18 protein-coding genes are annotated in these 14,773 nt (G+C 58.9%); 8 read left to right on the forward strand and 10 right to left on the reverse strand.

Annotated features, from left to right (window positions below; all coding sequences use genetic code 11):
• Window positions 1-57: 57 nt before the first annotated feature.
• Entirely contained in the window at window positions 58-690 is a 633-nt protein-coding gene (locus tag ACR0J7_RS18290; protein WP_480484514.1) for an ATP-dependent Clp protease proteolytic subunit, read from the reverse strand.
• 359 nt (window positions 691-1,049) lie between these two features.
• Here ACR0J7_RS18290 and ACR0J7_RS18295 point away from each other — a divergent pair, with 359 nt between their 5' ends.
• The 4 genes from ACR0J7_RS18295 to ACR0J7_RS18310 all read left to right on the forward strand — a co-directional run bounded on the left by ACR0J7_RS18295 (window position 1,050) and on the right by ACR0J7_RS18310 (window position 4,039).
• The gene (locus ACR0J7_RS18295; protein ID WP_480900242.1) at window positions 1,050-1,391 is read left to right on the forward strand and encodes an ArsR/SmtB family transcription factor; all 342 of its coding nucleotides are present in this window, start codon (window positions 1,050-1,052) and stop codon (window positions 1,389-1,391) included.
• A 60-nt stretch (window positions 1,392-1,451) separates the two neighbouring features.
• Window positions 1,452-1,589, forward strand: coding sequence for an entericidin A/B family lipoprotein (locus ACR0J7_RS18300; protein WP_209505735.1), 138 nt, complete (start codon window positions 1,452-1,454; stop codon window positions 1,587-1,589).
• An 830-nt stretch (window positions 1,590-2,419) separates the two neighbouring features.
• Entirely contained in the window at window positions 2,420-2,836 is a 417-nt protein-coding gene (locus tag ACR0J7_RS18305) for a type II toxin-antitoxin system Phd/YefM family antitoxin (protein WP_480518955.1), read from the forward strand.
• A gap of 552 nt (window positions 2,837-3,388) precedes the next feature.
• A complete protein-coding gene (locus tag ACR0J7_RS18310; RefSeq protein ID WP_480900244.1) occupies window positions 3,389-4,039 on the forward strand; it encodes an SAM-dependent methyltransferase in 651 nt (216 codons plus the stop codon).
• A 631-nt stretch (window positions 4,040-4,670) separates the two neighbouring features.
• Here ACR0J7_RS18310 and ACR0J7_RS18315 read toward each other — a convergent pair.
• The 3 genes from ACR0J7_RS18315 to ACR0J7_RS18325 form a co-directional block, all read right to left on the reverse strand.
• Window positions 4,671-5,267, reverse strand: coding sequence for a hypothetical protein (locus ACR0J7_RS18315; RefSeq protein ID WP_480915191.1), 597 nt, complete (start codon window positions 5,265-5,267; stop codon window positions 4,671-4,673).
• A 168-nt stretch (window positions 5,268-5,435) separates the two neighbouring features.
• Window positions 5,436-7,235, reverse strand: coding sequence for a translation elongation factor 4 (gene lepA, locus ACR0J7_RS18320; RefSeq protein WP_480488419.1), 1,800 nt, complete (start codon window positions 7,233-7,235; stop codon window positions 5,436-5,438).
• Window positions 7,236-7,398: 163 nt separating this feature from the next.
• The gene (locus ACR0J7_RS18325; RefSeq protein ID WP_480555988.1) at window positions 7,399-8,415 is read right to left on the reverse strand and encodes a hypothetical protein; all 1,017 of its coding nucleotides are present in this window, start codon (window positions 8,413-8,415) and stop codon (window positions 7,399-7,401) included.
• 190 nt (window positions 8,416-8,605) lie between these two features.
• Here ACR0J7_RS18325 and ACR0J7_RS18330 point away from each other — a divergent pair, with 190 nt between their 5' ends.
• Complete coding sequence (locus ACR0J7_RS18330; RefSeq protein ID WP_209598134.1) at window positions 8,606-8,914, forward strand: hypothetical protein; 309 nt, start codon at window positions 8,606-8,608, stop codon at window positions 8,912-8,914.
• Window positions 8,915-8,979: 65 nt separating this feature from the next.
• Window positions 8,980-9,933, forward strand: coding sequence for a LysR family transcriptional regulator (locus tag ACR0J7_RS18335; protein ID WP_480484520.1), 954 nt, complete (start codon window positions 8,980-8,982; stop codon window positions 9,931-9,933).
• Here the strand turns inward: ACR0J7_RS18335 and ACR0J7_RS18340 are convergent.
• Window positions 9,930-10,373: a low molecular weight protein-tyrosine-phosphatase gene (locus tag ACR0J7_RS18340; protein WP_480833030.1), complete on the reverse strand. Its 444-nt coding sequence runs from the start codon at window positions 10,371-10,373 to the stop codon at window positions 9,930-9,932. The two genes, ACR0J7_RS18335 and ACR0J7_RS18340, sit on opposite strands and share 4 nt — an antisense overlap.
• 27 nt (window positions 10,374-10,400) lie before the next feature.
• On the opposite strand from ACR0J7_RS18340, the gene ACR0J7_RS18345 reads away from it, so the two are divergent.
• Together ACR0J7_RS18345 and ACR0J7_RS18350 are read left to right on the forward strand one after the other, a co-directional pair.
• Entirely contained in the window at window positions 10,401-11,099 is a 699-nt protein-coding gene (locus tag ACR0J7_RS18345; RefSeq protein ID WP_480915193.1) for an NAD-dependent deacylase, read from the forward strand.
• Window positions 11,100-11,161: 62 nt separating this feature from the next.
• Window positions 11,162-11,770 carry an HdeD family acid-resistance protein gene (locus ACR0J7_RS18350; RefSeq protein WP_209505712.1) on the forward strand — a complete coding sequence of 203 codons (609 nt, stop codon included), beginning with the start codon at window positions 11,162-11,164 and terminating at the stop codon, window positions 11,768-11,770.
• A 92-nt stretch (window positions 11,771-11,862) separates the two neighbouring features.
• Here the strand turns inward: ACR0J7_RS18350 and ACR0J7_RS18355 are convergent, their stop codons facing one another.
• The 5 genes from ACR0J7_RS18355 to meaB form a co-directional block, all read right to left on the reverse strand.
• Window positions 11,863-12,336: a copper chaperone PCu(A)C gene (locus ACR0J7_RS18355; RefSeq protein WP_480488425.1), complete on the reverse strand. Its 474-nt coding sequence runs from the start codon at window positions 12,334-12,336 to the stop codon at window positions 11,863-11,865.
• Between the two features lie 38 nt (window positions 12,337-12,374).
• Window positions 12,375-12,725 (reverse strand): hypothetical protein, encoded by a 351-nt coding sequence (locus tag ACR0J7_RS18360; RefSeq protein WP_480488427.1) that lies wholly within the window; start codon window positions 12,723-12,725, stop codon window positions 12,375-12,377.
• Between the two features lie 69 nt (window positions 12,726-12,794).
• Entirely contained in the window at window positions 12,795-12,944 is a 150-nt protein-coding gene (locus ACR0J7_RS18365) for a hypothetical protein (RefSeq protein WP_209505706.1), read from the reverse strand.
• Window positions 12,945-13,133: 189 nt separating this feature from the next.
• Complete coding sequence (gene rpmB, locus ACR0J7_RS18370; protein WP_008756960.1) at window positions 13,134-13,421, reverse strand: 50S ribosomal protein L28; 288 nt, start codon at window positions 13,419-13,421, stop codon at window positions 13,134-13,136.
• A gap of 232 nt (window positions 13,422-13,653) precedes the next feature.
• Entirely contained in the window at window positions 13,654-14,625 is a 972-nt protein-coding gene (gene meaB / locus ACR0J7_RS18375; protein ID WP_209598140.1) for a methylmalonyl Co-A mutase-associated GTPase MeaB, read from the reverse strand.
• Between the last annotated feature and the right edge of the window lie 148 nt (window positions 14,626-14,773).

Consider the following 14,773-nt stretch of genomic DNA (forward strand, 5'->3'; position numbering starts at 1 on the left):
GCTTTGGCCGCTACAATCTCAAAATGGTTCCTGCACTGGTGGTGCAGGCTCCGAAACTCAGACCTCATCCGCGTCCATTTTTGCGCGGTTTTCCACGATCTCGTCGATGTGACCCCATTCCTTGGCCTCTTCCGGGCTCATGAAATTGTCACGGTCCAGCGCTTTTTCAACCGCCTTTTTTGTCTGCCCGGTATGACGCACATAGATATCATAAAGGCGATCCTTGAGCTTTTGCGTCTCGGCTGCGTGGATCATGATATCGCTGGCCTGACCCTGATATCCGCCGCTGGGCTGGTGCACCATGATCCGGCTGTTGGGCAGCGAAAAGCGCATCCCTTTCTCGCCGCCGGCCAGCAGAACCGATCCCATCGAGGCCGCCTGACCGATCACCAACGTGGAACATTTCGGCTTGATATACTGCATTGTATCGTAAATCGACAAACCGCTGGTCACCACGCCACCGGGCGAGTTGATGTAGATCGAGATTTCCTTGTTGGGGTTTTCCGCCTCAAGGTGCAGCAGCTGCGCCACAATCAGATGGCTCATGCCATCGTGAATCGGGCCGTTGATGAAGATGATCCGCTCTTTCAGCAGGCGGGAGAAAATATCATACGCGCGCTCGCCCCGGCTGGTCTGTTCAACGACCATGGGAACAAGCGTATTCATGTAGGTATCTACGGGATCGAACATTCGTAACCTGCCTGTTTTGCTGTGGATCGGGACATTATCCCAACAAGTGTTACCTGAGTCTTAGTGTTGGCTCCGGGGGGCTGCAAGGGGGTGTCGGTGAGAACGCGGAATGAATGTGGATCGCCGTCAATAAGATTGTCACACCTGCCGCTGTCCCGCAGCTGCACGCTATCCATGATTGCGCCCCGCTAAAGGGGCTGCGGGGAAAACGGCTGCGGGTTCCCCTTTTTTCATCACGGTTTTTTGATTCATACATATAGCAATAATTGATCGAAACATGTACTGAAGTGGCTCGCAGGCGACGAGCTTTACGTAACGGAAACTACGCCCGGTCAACGGGTTCACAAGGAACACATTCGATGGCACTTCCACAGCTGTCTCAGGACATGTCGCAACACGACCTGGATCGTATGGTCGATAATGCGACACGCGCGTCCAACTTCCTCAAAGCAATCAGTCACGAAGGCCGGCTGATGATCCTGTGTCACCTGGTCTCCGGTGAGAAATCTGTCACCGAGTTGGAAGAGCTGTTGTCCGCCAGACAAGCCGCTGTTTCACAACAGCTTTCCCGCCTGCGTCTGGAGGGGCTTGTGATACCGCGCAGAGAGGGCAAAACCATCTTCTACCGGTTGGCCGATGACCGCCCGCGCCGGATGCTTGAAGTGGTGTACGAGCTGTTCTGCGGTGACGACAGAGGCTAGCTCTGGCTTGGTGTCGAGAAAGGTGCTACCGAATCCGTATCGAGCACTGAGGAGACACACATGATCCGCGTAATTCTGATTGGCCTGAGCCTGTTTGCACTGACCGCCTGCGAAACCGCCAAAGGCGCGGGCAAAGATATCGAAAAGGCCGGGGATGCAATCCAGAACGCAGCTTCGGACGTGCAGGAAAGCCTATAAGCGCGCTTATCTTGCGGGCGAGCCGGACACTAACGCAATATATGGTTGAAGATTGCGCCCACACGCAGTAGTCTAGCCCTACAGGTGCATAGACGCGGCATTGCATATCTGACACTAAATCGGGGCTCTTTCGCGCACGCAGAAGAGCCCCGTTCCCATTCGGCAGGGGTGAGTGGTAGCCTGTATGAAACCGAATTTCGGCAAAGGAAAAGGCGTCAGGTGCGCAGACGCGGTCTTTGCATGTACCCTTACGGATACGCCCTGACGCCTTACCGGGTCGACGCACCCCGAGGAGCACTCCGATCCAGTCGCCCCAGCCCCCTGAGAGACTGCAGCCGCCGCTTTGTCCCCTAAGGTCCATCGCGACATGCATTGGCCGTTTGAGAAGATGGCCACCCGACCTGGGTCCGAGACCCACATCTGGCTGATCACCAACCGGTAAGCCTTTGCAGTTAAATGCAAATCCTAAGATCCGCCTTCCTCTGCTCAGACCCCCTTGGCCTTTGCGTCCCGCCCCGGTTCCGAAGACCCTGTGCGGTGAGATGACTGTTGCACCACGCCCTGCATCCGACAAGAAAATAGCACTGCAGCATGAAAATTAGACGGGGATAAGATGTTGATATCCGGCGGGAGAATTTTGTGGATAACCTGAGAAATGCCCATCCCGCGAAGGGTTGAGGGCGGAAAAATCCGGACATAAACCTGCCCCCCGAAATCCGGACGATGCTGCGGGTGCAAAACGCTCCGCGCGGGCCGTTAGGCCAAAATTGTGCGATTTGTACAACGCTCGGACCTCCAATCTTACGAATCGTACAGACGGAGATTCGCCGATGCGCTGCACCATTTCCTATGCCCGCGCCCATCTGGGGCCGTTGATCACCCGCGCCCAGGACCCGCGTGAAGTGATCATCCTGACCCGGCACGGCAAGCCGCTGGCCGCGCTGGTCTCGATGACCGAGGCCAACCGGATCTGGCAGTTGCAGGATGATGAGGAGATCGGATGGAAACACCCGCTGTCGGGGCTGCGGGGGATGTGGTCGAAGGGGCGCAACATCCCCGGTATGGAACCGGGACCGGACGGCCGCTATGTCACCGCACGCGAGGCCGCGCTGAAGGTCCGCGAGATCCAGATGACCCGCGCCGAGGAACGCCGCATTCTTGCGCGGGGCGGTCTGGATCCTGTCGCAGGCGGTGAACTGGCCGCCCGGCCTGCCTCCGCACGATGGAGACGCTGGTTCCGTTTCTGAGAAGCGTTCCGGCCCGGCGGTGGTACCAACACCCCCTCCGCCGCAATCCGTGAGCAATGGCGGCTCATACCCCTTAACAACCCGACCGGGCCGGAAACGCTTCGGTTCACCTGACGGGCCGGAACGGGGTCGAAAACAGTCCCAGTGCGCAGGCTACGGAATTCTCTGATCTGATGATCGGCACCCTTCTTTGGGGTGCGGGCCGTGCTGGCCTGTGACTGAGATTGGATGCGCGCGCGGCGGTTGCAACCTGTCTGAAGGAAACTTCATCAAGGGTTTATGCGCGGGAAAGGTGGGCAAGAAGAAAACCCCACCCCTGCCCGGTATTGCGCATCGCGTTTTTCCTTCCAACACCGCGCGCCACAACTTAAACAGGGATTTCAAATAACTGCCCTCATCCGGGGCGTCCGATCCAACTTGAAAAGCCCCAGACAGAACATGCGATTTCCAAAACGACAACATCGAGAGTTCAAGAGCGTTGTGCGCAGGTTCCGCAACGAGTTTTCACTGTTCGTGCTGGAACAAAGCCGCGGACAGGTGCTGTGCGGGCCAATGAAGGGGTTTCGCTTTGTCGAAAACGCTTTCTGGGGTGGGCATTCGGATACGGCCACGAAAATCTTTGGCCTGTATGAGCAGCAGAACCTGAAGGTGCTGAGCAACTCGGACAAGCCGGTGCTGGTGGATATCGGCGCGGCGGACGGCTTTTGGGGCGTCGGGCTGGTGGCCGCGGGGCAGTTTGAAAAAAGTGTGTGCTTTGAAGTTTCGGCAAAAGGCCGGGATGTGATCCGCGAAACGGCGGAACATAACGGTGTGGGCGACCGCGTGACGGTGTTTGGGGATGCGCTGACGGACACGGTTGCAAATATCGCAAGCGTGGCCCCTGACCCGGCGGACATCTTCTTTCTGATCGATATCGAGGGTGTCGAATTCAGCCTTTTGACCGAAGATTTTCTGACGCATTTCCGCAGATCGGAATTCCTGATCGAACTGCACCCCCAGATGGTGGAGGATGGCGATGCGAAACTGAAAGCGATCGAAGCGTTCTGCGCCGGGTATTTTGATATCACCTATGTGGACGGAAGCGTGCGCGACACGTCCGAGATGGATGAGATCATCCGGTTGGGGGATGATTTCAAATGGCCGATCCTGTCCGAGGGGCGCGGTTTTCCGATGCAATGGTTGCACTTGGTGCCGCGCGGGTGAGGCGTGGTTTCGGCGGTTGACCCGCAGACCCGAGGGCCCCAAACGGCCAGGACCCCAAGGACGCAAGCGCAGGTACAACCGCCAAACCAACCCCACCCCGTAGGGCGGGCTTCAGCCCGCCACCGGATGCAGCCTGTCCATGCGCATTGGTTTGGGGTCGGGGAAATGGGGGAGTGGTGGATTGGCGGGCTGAAGCCCGCCCTACGACACTATCGAAACGTCCTGACTAAATAGGCACCGATTTGAAGGACAGTGTAAATCATCCATACACCCAAACCTGCCTCAGCCAACCATACGGGGTCAAAACCCCAATCAGACCGAGCGACATGGTATGAGTTCAAAAAACTTCCAATAACGAAAAACGAAAGAAATGTCAGTGCTATGGTTACGATGGGTCTGCGTTCCAGCACATTTCGATAAGAAAAATTCATCTTGAGAACCTAACTCGGTAACCAAATGTTGACCAGACGGTTGATCAGCAGAACGGAGGGCAGCGCCGGCCCGAGGGGAGGCGAAAACGCGCCGCCCCATGGGGGCGGGTCGGCGCGGCCCGGCGGTGCCTCCGGGCGGGTGGGTTGATTGGGTGCGTTCAAAATGAGTGGCCAATCGAGACATCCGTCAACCCAAAACGCTAAAGGTGGTCGAATATTCTCCGTGAATCCACGTCGTCTGCTAACTGCATTCTTGCAAGTTCATTTGCTGATATGGTTGTGAAACTGTATCCAACGTCCCGCCGCATCGCAACGAGGACCTTAGCTACCGCTTTCATCACCTTTGCAAGCCGTTCAGCTAGATCACGGCTTTCGTTTGCAGTCTCTGCGGAAAAGCTGGTTAGGCAATCTTTGTAGTCCAAATATGCTCGAATTACTTCGTCAGAGCCCCAAAACACCACATCTTTGTGAAACTCCAGCATATCCTTGAGAATCTTATTCCCATCGATGGGCTTCCCGTGGATTTTTTGGTGGTGCATCGTATTGAAATAAAAATCATAAAAACGCTTGTAGATTTCTATTTTCTCCACAGATATTCGCTGTTTTGCTTCTCGTCTCTGCTCAAAGTATCTTCCTAAGAAGAATACAATCACCGAGCCTATCGCAGCTATCGCCGCACCTTTCACGGAATCCGAAGCTCCTGAAATCGTGGTCAGCGACCAATCAAAAACCTTCCACAGAACAATTGCGGTCGCTATTCCTACAACTCCTAAAATTAACTTGCGTGTTTTTTTCAAGTTTCTAATCCCAAACCCAAAAATCCAGAAAATAGCATACCGAGTGAATGTCTACACGGCTAGGTTAATTTGGTAGACCCGCCAGCGTGTTGGTAATTTCCACCGTGTGGGCACGCCGGTTGGCTGCGCCAACCGCTTTCGCCCACCCGCCTTAAAAATGGCCAGCTTTTAGCTGTCCATTTTTAAGGCGCTAATAAACGCCTCCTGCGGAATATCGACTTTCCCGAACTGACGCATCTTTTTCTTACCGGCCTTCTGCTTGTCCAGCAGTTTGCGTTTCCGGGTGGCGTCGCCTCCGTAGCATTTAGCGGTCACGTCCTTGCGCAGGGCGGACAGGGTCTCGCGGGCGATGACCTTGCCTCCGATGGCGGCCTGGATCGGGATTTTGAACATGTGGCGCGGGATCAGGTCCTTGAGCTTTTCGCACATCGCGCGGCCCCGCATCTCGGCCCGGTCGCGGTGAACCATGGTCGACAGCGCATCGACCGGTTCGTCATTCACAAGGATCGACATCTTGACCAGCGCGTCCTGACGGTAGCCGGTCATCTGGTAGTCGAAGCTGGCATAGCCCTTGGTCACCGATTTCAGGCGGTCGTAGAAGTCAAAGACGACCTCGTTCAGGGGCAGGTCATAGACGACCATGGCGCGCTGGCCCGCATAGGTCAGGTCCATCTGGATGCCGCGGCGGTCCTGGCAGAGTTTCAGCACGTCGCCGAGATATTCGTCGGGCACCAGAATGGTCGCCTTGATGCGCGGTTCCTCAAGATGGTCGACCTTGGACAGGTCGGGCATGTCGGCGGGGTTGTGCAGCTCGATCATCGCGCCGTCTTTCATGTAGACGTGATAGATCACGCTGGGCGCGGTGGTGATGAGGTCGATATCGTATTCACGCTCGATCCGGTCGCGGATGACCTCGAGGTGCAGCAGGCCAAGGAAGCCGCAGCGGAAGCCAAAGCCAAGCGCGGCCGAGGTTTCCATCTCATACGAGAATGAGGCGTCGTTCAGCGCCAGCTTCTCGATCGCGTCGCGCAGGTCTTCGAATTCGGCGCTGTCCACCGGGAAGAGGCCACAGAACACCACCGGCTGTGCGGGTTTGAAGCCCGGCAGCGCGACTTCGGTGCCATTGCGGTCATTGGTGATGGTGTCGCCGACGCGGGTGTCGCGGACCTGCTTGATCGAGGCGGTGAGAAACCCGATCTCGCCCGGGCCGAGGCTGTCGATCATCTGCATTTGCGGGCGGAAGACGCCGACGCGGTCGACATGGTGCAGGGTGCCATTCGACATGAACTTGACCCGCATCCCCTTTTTCAGCGTGCCGTCCATGATGCGGACCAGAACGATGACGCCCAGATAGGCGTCGTACCACGAATCCACCAGCATCGCCTTGAGCGGCGCGTCCAGAGTACCCTGCGGCGCGGGCAGTTTGTGCACGATCGCCTCCAGCGTTTCGTGGATGCCCTGCCCGGTCTTGGCGCTGACCCGGATGGCGTCGCTTGCGTCGATACCGATCACGTCCTCGATCTGCTCGGCCACGCGGTCACAATCGGAGGCGGGCAGGTCGATCTTGTTCAGCACCGGCACGATCTCATGATCGGCGTCGATGGCCTGATAGACATTGGCCAGCGTCTGCGCCTCGACCCCTTGGGTGCTGTCCACAACCAGCAGCGAGCCTTCGACCGCGCGCATCGACCGGCTGACCTCATAGGCGAAATCCACGTGGCCGGGGGTGTCGATCAGGTTCAGCACATATGTCTCGCCATTCTCGGCGGTATAGTCGATGCGAACGGTGTTGGCCTTGATGGTAATGCCACGCTCGCGCTCGATATCCATGCTGTCGAGCAACTGTTCCTTCATGTCACGATCCTGCACTGTCCCGGTCTCCTGGATGAGCCGGTCAGCAAGGGTGGATTTGCCATGGTCGATATGCGCGACGATGGAGAAATTGCGGATATGAGCGAGGTCTGTCATGGAGTGGGGATATGCGTCGGAAATGGGCTGTGGTCAATGGTTCAAGATGATCTGCCGCGACCAATACAACTTCATTGCCAATCGCATACAAATCGCTTCAAGGATTGTACTTAGCACCAAACTTGATGCAGGAGATAAACTTGCATTGCGGCGAAATACCGTTTCAAGGCCAATGCGCTCGCTGAAGGGCCTGCATGTTGGATGTAAAGCACTGATTGTACGTATACTCTGAAGCAAACTCCACATCCCGGATGTCAAGAATTGAACGCGCAACGTCGCCTTCAATGCGATCACTCGACCAATAGTCTTCATTGGCGATCAAGCTCTGTAGCGGGCTTCTTGGAGAATAAGGTGAGGCGAGCAACGCAGCTGCAGTGACGGTGCAATCGGGAACCTCTTCCGCACAGTAGTCACTACAAAAGTTACGAATGGGGGTCCAAGCTACTACCTCCGCGCTCAATTCAGCCGCTGCCTCTCTGATGTCGGTGTCATTTATCAATTCTCTTGGAGTGAATATGCCCCAAGCTAACTCAGCCGCTTTGAAGCGATCATCTCCAGTATTAAGCCAGGCCAGCGATGCCGAACCTCCATAATTTGGACCATCCGAACTATGTGACTGCAGGTACGACGCCCAGTACAAGAATATGCCAGCTTCTTCAGGCAATTTGCGATCCAGGCCTTGCAAAACCTCAACCAAATCAGCCCCTCTTCCATCGTAAAGCATGGATTGCGCGGCAAACATTGCTGTTATTGGCTCACCAAGTTCGACTAGCGCTGCGATAGCGGGCGCTTTATCTTCGAATTTGGCCACTTGCAGTAAAGCAAGGGCCAATGGTTCAGAGTTTTGTGCCTCTGTGAGCCATGACTTGCCCGATAGGCCACCGGGTTTTCGTAACAGAGCAATGCGGTCCTTGCGATCCATTTCAGAAGTTACATGCGCGTGAAAACTACTCTGGCTTGCAATGCTCGATAGTAATATTTGAGCCGCTGCGTTCCCCTGTTGCGCCTGTTCAGAGAAACTTTGCAATGCTGCCAAATCATCACCGTCCAACCAGGCCTTAACCGCCTCCTTGAATTCCGGCGCATCCTCGCCTTGCAAAAAAGACGTATCCGACAAGGCCGCTATCGGAGACAAACAAAGTAGCACTGACATAAAAAAAGATTTGATAGAAATCACCATCCTATCCCTTGAATTGACTGCTCATATTAACTTCCGAAGTATTTTAGTGCGTTGTTTTTATCCTCGTCAATTCAGCACCGCTTGAATTGACTGTCAAAACAATTGATCCCACCCCCCGTTTGATTCATACTCCGCCGCAGACCGAGAGGGGCATAAGACCCGTCCGGGCAGGCAAAAACGAGGCTCGAGTATGAAACAGTTCCTCATTATCGCATTTTGTGCGGCATCGCTGACGGCGGTGGCTCAGGTCGCGGATGCGGCGCAGATCAGGCAGGCGTGCATGGCGTCGGACCGCTCGGCGGCGACGCGGGACCGGTGCAGCTGCATTCAGCGCGTGGCGGATCAGGCGTTGACGCGCAGCGATCAGAAAACCGTGGCGAAATGGTTCAAGGACCCCCATCAGGCGCAGGTGCTGAAGATGTCGAAAACCGCGCGCGATGATGCGCTGTGGGATCGGTACCAGAACTTTGGCCAGATGGCGCAGGCGATCTGCAGCTAACCCGTTCAGAATACTTGACCTGATCCACGCTGCGTCCCAGAAAGGCGCAGCGAAAGGTGTATTGCATGGTAATGAAAGGGCTGACCCTGCGGGGCCTTGAAGTGTTCGAGGCATTGGCGCGGACGGGATCGGTGGCGCAGGCTGCCGAGATCACGGGGCTCAGCCAGCCATCCGTTTCGCAGCAATTGCGCAATCTGGAAAACGCGCTGGGGACCGAATTGGTCGATCACGGGCGGCGGCCGATGCGGCTGACGCAGGCGGGGCGCAGTTTCCTTGCGCGGGCCGAGGCGGTTCTGTCCGAGCTGCACATGGCCCAGAGCGAGCTGTCGGTCATGGATCTGGGGCATCTGACCACGCTGTCGATCGGGCTGATCGACGATTTCGACAATGATCTGACGCCCCGGCTGGCCACCCTGCTGGCCGACAGCCTGACCCGGTCGAAATTCAAGCTGATCACCCTGTCGAGCCTTGATCTGTTCGAGGCGCTGGCCGAGCAGCGCCTGCACATGGCGGTCACCGCCCATAGCGGCGAAGTGCTGGAGGGGGTGGTCGAATACCCGCTGGTCCACGATCCGTTCATTCTGGTGGCGCCGCAGGGATCGGGCGGGGTCGAGGCCGTGCAGGAGCGGCTGCCGTTTCTGCGCTATGCCCGCGAACAGCTGATCAGCCGCCAGATCGAGGCGCATCTGGCGCGCCGCTCGCAGGTGTTCGAGGAACGGTTCGAGATCGGCTCGCACATGGCGCTGATGGCCATGGTGGCGCGGGGTCTGGGCTGGGCGATCACCACGCCGCTGGGCTTCATGCGCGCGGCGCGGTTCCATGAGGGGCTGGAGGCGCACCCTGCCCCGTTCGGGGAGTTCTCGCGCAACATATCGCTGCTGGCGCGCACCGAGTGGTCCGATCAGGTCCCGCAGGAGGTTGCGGGCATGACCCGGCGTCTGATGCAGAACCAGATCGTGGACCCGGCGGTTGCCAAGCTGCCCTGGCTGAGTGGCCAGTTGCGGGTGACCGGCGGCTAGGTGTCCAGATGGGCGGCAAGCCCGTCAACCGCTGCTTCGATCAGGTCCAGAGCACCGTCGAAATCCCGCGTGTAATACGGATCGGGTACGTGATCGGCACCGGTCTGAGGGGCGAAATCCGTTAGCAGGCGAACCGGTGTGCCGTTGCCCGGTGGGCGCAGGTCTTCGATATCGGCGATGTTTTGGTCATCCATGCCGATGATCAGGTCGAACCGGTCGAAATCCGCGACGGTGAACTGGCGCGCGCGCAGGTCGCCGAGGTCGATGCCTCTGCGGATTGCGGCCTTCTGCATCGGGCCATAGGGCGGATTGCCCGTGTGCCAGCCCATGGTTCCGGCACTGTCGGTTGCATGATGCGGTGCGCGGGCGCGAAAGACGCCCTCGGCCGCGGGAGAGCGGCAGATATTGCCCAGGCAGACAAAGAGGATACGGTGTGTCATGGCCAAGGTGTAACGCGCGGAGGGGATATGGAAAAGATCGTCATTCTGACCGGGGCAGGGATTTCGGCTGAAAGCGGGCTGAGCACCTTCCGCGACGAAGGCGGGCTGTGGGCGCAGCACCGGATCGAGGATGTGGCCACGCCCGAGGGCTTTGCCCGCGATCCCGCCTTGGTGCAGGGGTTTTACAATGCGCGCCGCGTTCAGGCCGCCGCTGTGCAGCCCAACGCGGCCCACATGGCGCTGGCCCGATTGCAGCAGGGCTGGCCCGCAGAGGTCGTGATCGTGACCCAGAACGTCGACAGCCTGCATGAAGCGGGCGGTGCGACGGGTGTCATCCACATGCATGGCACATTGGCGGGTGCCTTGTGTTCCGGGTGTGATCATCGCTGGCCGGCACCGCCCGAGATGGCCGTTGCCGAGCCCTGCCCCGCCTGCGGCCAGCCCACCGCCCGGCCCGATGTGGTCTGGTTCGGTGAGATGCCTTATTACATGGACGACATCTACGACCACCTTGCCAGCGCATCGATCTTTGCCGCCATCGGCACCTCGGGTCAGGTCTATCCGGCGGCGGCCTTTGTCCACGAGGCGCAGGCGGCGGGTGCGCGGACGGTCGAGATCAATCTGGAACCGACGACCGGGCCCTCGGGCTTTGATGAGCGCATTGTCGGCAGGGCATCCGAAACGGTTCCGCGATGGGTCGGTCAGCTTCTTGCGGAAAATTCTTAAGCTACAGACAACGCTGGCTTAATTTGTGTACACTATCTGCGATAGCGACTGGAGGATGCGCCATGACTGATCAAGACCCCCGCACCGGTGAAATCCTGGATGACGGCAGCATGGCCGGGCGCGACATGCTGGGGGAACAGCTTTCCAGCCTGTGGTGGACTTTTCTGCTGCGCGGGGTGCTGGCCGGGCTTGTGGGCATCGCGGCGCTGTTCTGGCCATCGGGCAGCATCGCGCTGCTGCTGCGGCTGGTCGGTGTTTTGCTGATCCTCGACGGTGGGCTGACGCTTTTGGGTGTTGGCCGTCGCGGGGTGCTGGGTGGTGCCGCGATCGGCGCGCTTCTGATCGGGCTTATCTTGCTGATCTGGCCGGAAGGCACGGTGAAACTGGCGTTTTTCCTGTTGGGCGCATGGGCGCTGATCATCGGGATCGGATCCCTGGCGGCGGCCGGGCAGATGCATCCAAGTGACCCGCAACGCGGTTCCATGCGCGTCTCGGGATTTGTCGCGCTTGTCGTCGGGCTTGTCCTGATGATCTGGCCGGCGGTGGCGCTGGTTGCGCTGGGATGGGGTATCGCTTTCTCGGCGCTGGCCATGGCCGCTGTGATGTTCTGGCTGGCCTCGCGGTTCCGGCAGGCGGGCGACCGCGTCGGTATGAAGACCATCAACAAATAGCACTATCCGCAGCCGCGTGGAAAACAGGCCGGGCAAAGCCCGACCTGACGCATGGATGAGGGCCGCAGCGCGGCCCGAAGACAGGCGTTGCCCTAGTTCGAATGTGATCCGTGGCCGCCTTTGTCCTGACGTTCCAGATCGACGGGGATCTCGATCTCGACCTCGCCTGCCTTTTCAAAGATCAGCGTGACCGACACCATGGCGTCCTGTTCGAACGGGGCCGTCAGACCCATGAACATCACATGGTCGCCGCCGCGTTTCAGCATGTGGGTTTCACCGGCCGGAATTGCAAAGCCTTCTTCGACATGCACCATCTTGGCCACGCCGTTTTCATCGACCTTGTGGGTGTGCAATTCCAAACGCGCTGCCGCGTCCGAGGTTGCACCGATCAGCCGGTCATCGGCGTTGCCCTGATTGTGGATCATCATGAACGCGGCACCGGCGATGGCGGTCTTGCCCGAGGACCGGGCATAGGCGTCGTCAACCTTGATGGGGCCTTCGGCAAAGGCGGGGATGGCCAGCGACACGGCGGCCAGAGTTGCAAGCAGAGTGGTTTTGAGGGACATCGTGCCTCTCCTGTATAAAGGTTTGAAAAGGGTGGGTTTCAAACGCTGACAGGAGGCGCGCGGGCCGGGGCTGCGGGAACCGGCAGGGCGATCTGGTTGCCCAGATGCCGCAGCGGAGCTGGCTGCGCCCGTTCCGGCGCGGCTGGCAGTGCTGGTTGCGCGACAGCCACGGCCCCCAGCAGGGATATTGCATAGTCCGGGCAAAAATGCGGCGGTGCAGTGGGTTGCCCGTTTTCGTCCATATAGACGACGACCGGGCCGGTGCCCGTACACAGCACCATCTGGCCCACGGCCTTGTCCATGCCGCGCGACATGGCCAGCCCCTGCCCGGTCAGAACCAGCAGCAGGGACAGCGCATAAGGCAGAAATCTGGTAACAGCAGGTCTCATTCTGACCCAGCTATAGGTCAGCAGCGGGAAAAGCTTCAAGCGCCAAAGGGTCGCGCTTGAAGCTGTTTTTCAGTAATCCAGTCCGGGTCTTTTTACCGTGTCTGCGGTGAAGCTGGTATGGGACCGGTTCACCCAGCGCTGCATCCGCGTGCAGGTTGCAATCGCCTTGCGGAATACCGCGGCCAGAAACAGGAAAAGATAAAAACTTTTTAACGTCATAATGTGGCCCCCGCCTGATGAATGACAGTGACGTTAGGTCAGATTCGGAAACCTGTATGTGAAGAAGTTCACCAATGGCGAAAAATTAGTTCCAGATTGAGAACAATGGGGGCCGAAAGGGGCTGGCCCAACAGAAAAGGCCCCGCACCGAGAGGGTGCAGGGCCTGAAATTCTGTTGGTTGAAAGACCTTAGGCCGAAGCTTGCGCCTTGGCGATTTCTTTCTTCACTTTCAGAGCGTTTGCCGACAGCTCATCATCCTTGGCTTTGGCCAGGAACGCGTCCAGACCACCGCGGTGGTCAACCGAACGCAGCGCAGCCGCCGAGATGCGCAGCTTGACGCCACGGCCCAGAGTTTCGGACTGCAGGGTAACGTCATTCAGGTTCGGCAGAAAACGACGACGAGTTCTGTTTTTGGCGTGGCTGACATTGTTGCCAGTCATCGGGCCTTTTCCGGTCAGTTCGCAACGGCGCGACATGGTTTCTTCCTTTGTTTCTGGAGGCCGGGCTGGATACCCGCGGCCAAATCACAAGGGGCGCAACCCGAAGTCGCGCCCGAAAACTGGTTGGATGCGTGTAGTGGGAATCGCGCGGGGGGTCAAGACGGGCTACGCGAAATCTTTCATTTTGCCTGCCATGCAGGAATGGCCCGGACGGGCCATGCCGTTGGCAAGAGTATTTGGCAAAAGGTGAAACGTCTATGACGGCCCTTTAGCCGAGCGTGTCCAGAAGCTGACCGGCAGCGACCGCCGGGCTGAGTCGCCCTTGCGAGACTTCGTCGTTCAGGCGCTCCATCTCGGCGCGGGCCTGCGGTGTGTCGAGGCGGGCGAGAAGGGCGTGGCGGACCTCCTGATCGAACCAGTAGCGGGCCTGGGCAGCGCGGTTTGCCTCCCAGATACCGGTGTCGCGGCGCCATTGGGTCAGGGTTTGCATTTCGTCCCATGCCTGTTCCAGCCCGTGTTCTTCGACGGCGGATACGGTCATCGCCTTGGGGAAGCCTTCGGGGTCCTGTGGGCGTTTGCGCAACAGCCGCAGGGCACCGGCATAATCCGCGCAGGTGCGGGTGGCGGTCGCTTTCAGGTCGCCATCGGCCTTGTTGACCAAAATGATGTCGGCCATTTCCATGATGCCGCGTTTGACACCCTGCAACTCGTCCCCGCCCGCCGGGGCCAGCAGCAGCAGAAACAGGTCAGACAGTTCGGACACCACCGTTTCCGACTGTCCCACGCCCACGGTTTCGATCAGCACTACGTCATAGCCTGCGGCCTCGCACAGGGCGATAGCCTCGCGGGTGCGGCGGGCGACGCCGCCAAGGTGGCTTTGGCTGGGAGAGGGCCGGATGAAGGCGTTCTGCTCGCGGCTCAGGCGTTCCATCCGGGTCTTGTCGCCCAGGATCGAGCCGCCCGACCGGGCCGAGCTGGGATCGACCGCCAGAACCGCGACCCGCAGCCCCTGCCCGGTCAGCATCATGCCAAAGCTTTCGATGAAGGTGGACTTGCCCACGCCGGGCGTGCCGGACAGACCGATACGCAGCGCCTGACGGCCCGAACCGGCAAGCTGTGCCAGAAGGTCGCTGGCCTGTGCCCGGTGATCGGCGCGGTTGCTTTCAACAAGGGTGATCGCACGCGCCAGCGCCCGGCGCTCGCCCTTCAGAATTCTGTCGCTCAGGCTGTCTGTCTGCATTCTTGTCCCGATCCTAGAGGCAGGAACAGTTGCCGTGCTTGAGGGGTGTTTGTCCAGACCGGAGGCGGCAGGAATTGCGAAGATCGCGCAGCCTGCGTCATTTCGTGCGGGGCGATTTGCCGATTTGAGCGCGGAAACTGGACGCCAC

The sequence above is a fragment of the Ruegeria sp. O4 genome (assembly GCF_056535125.1).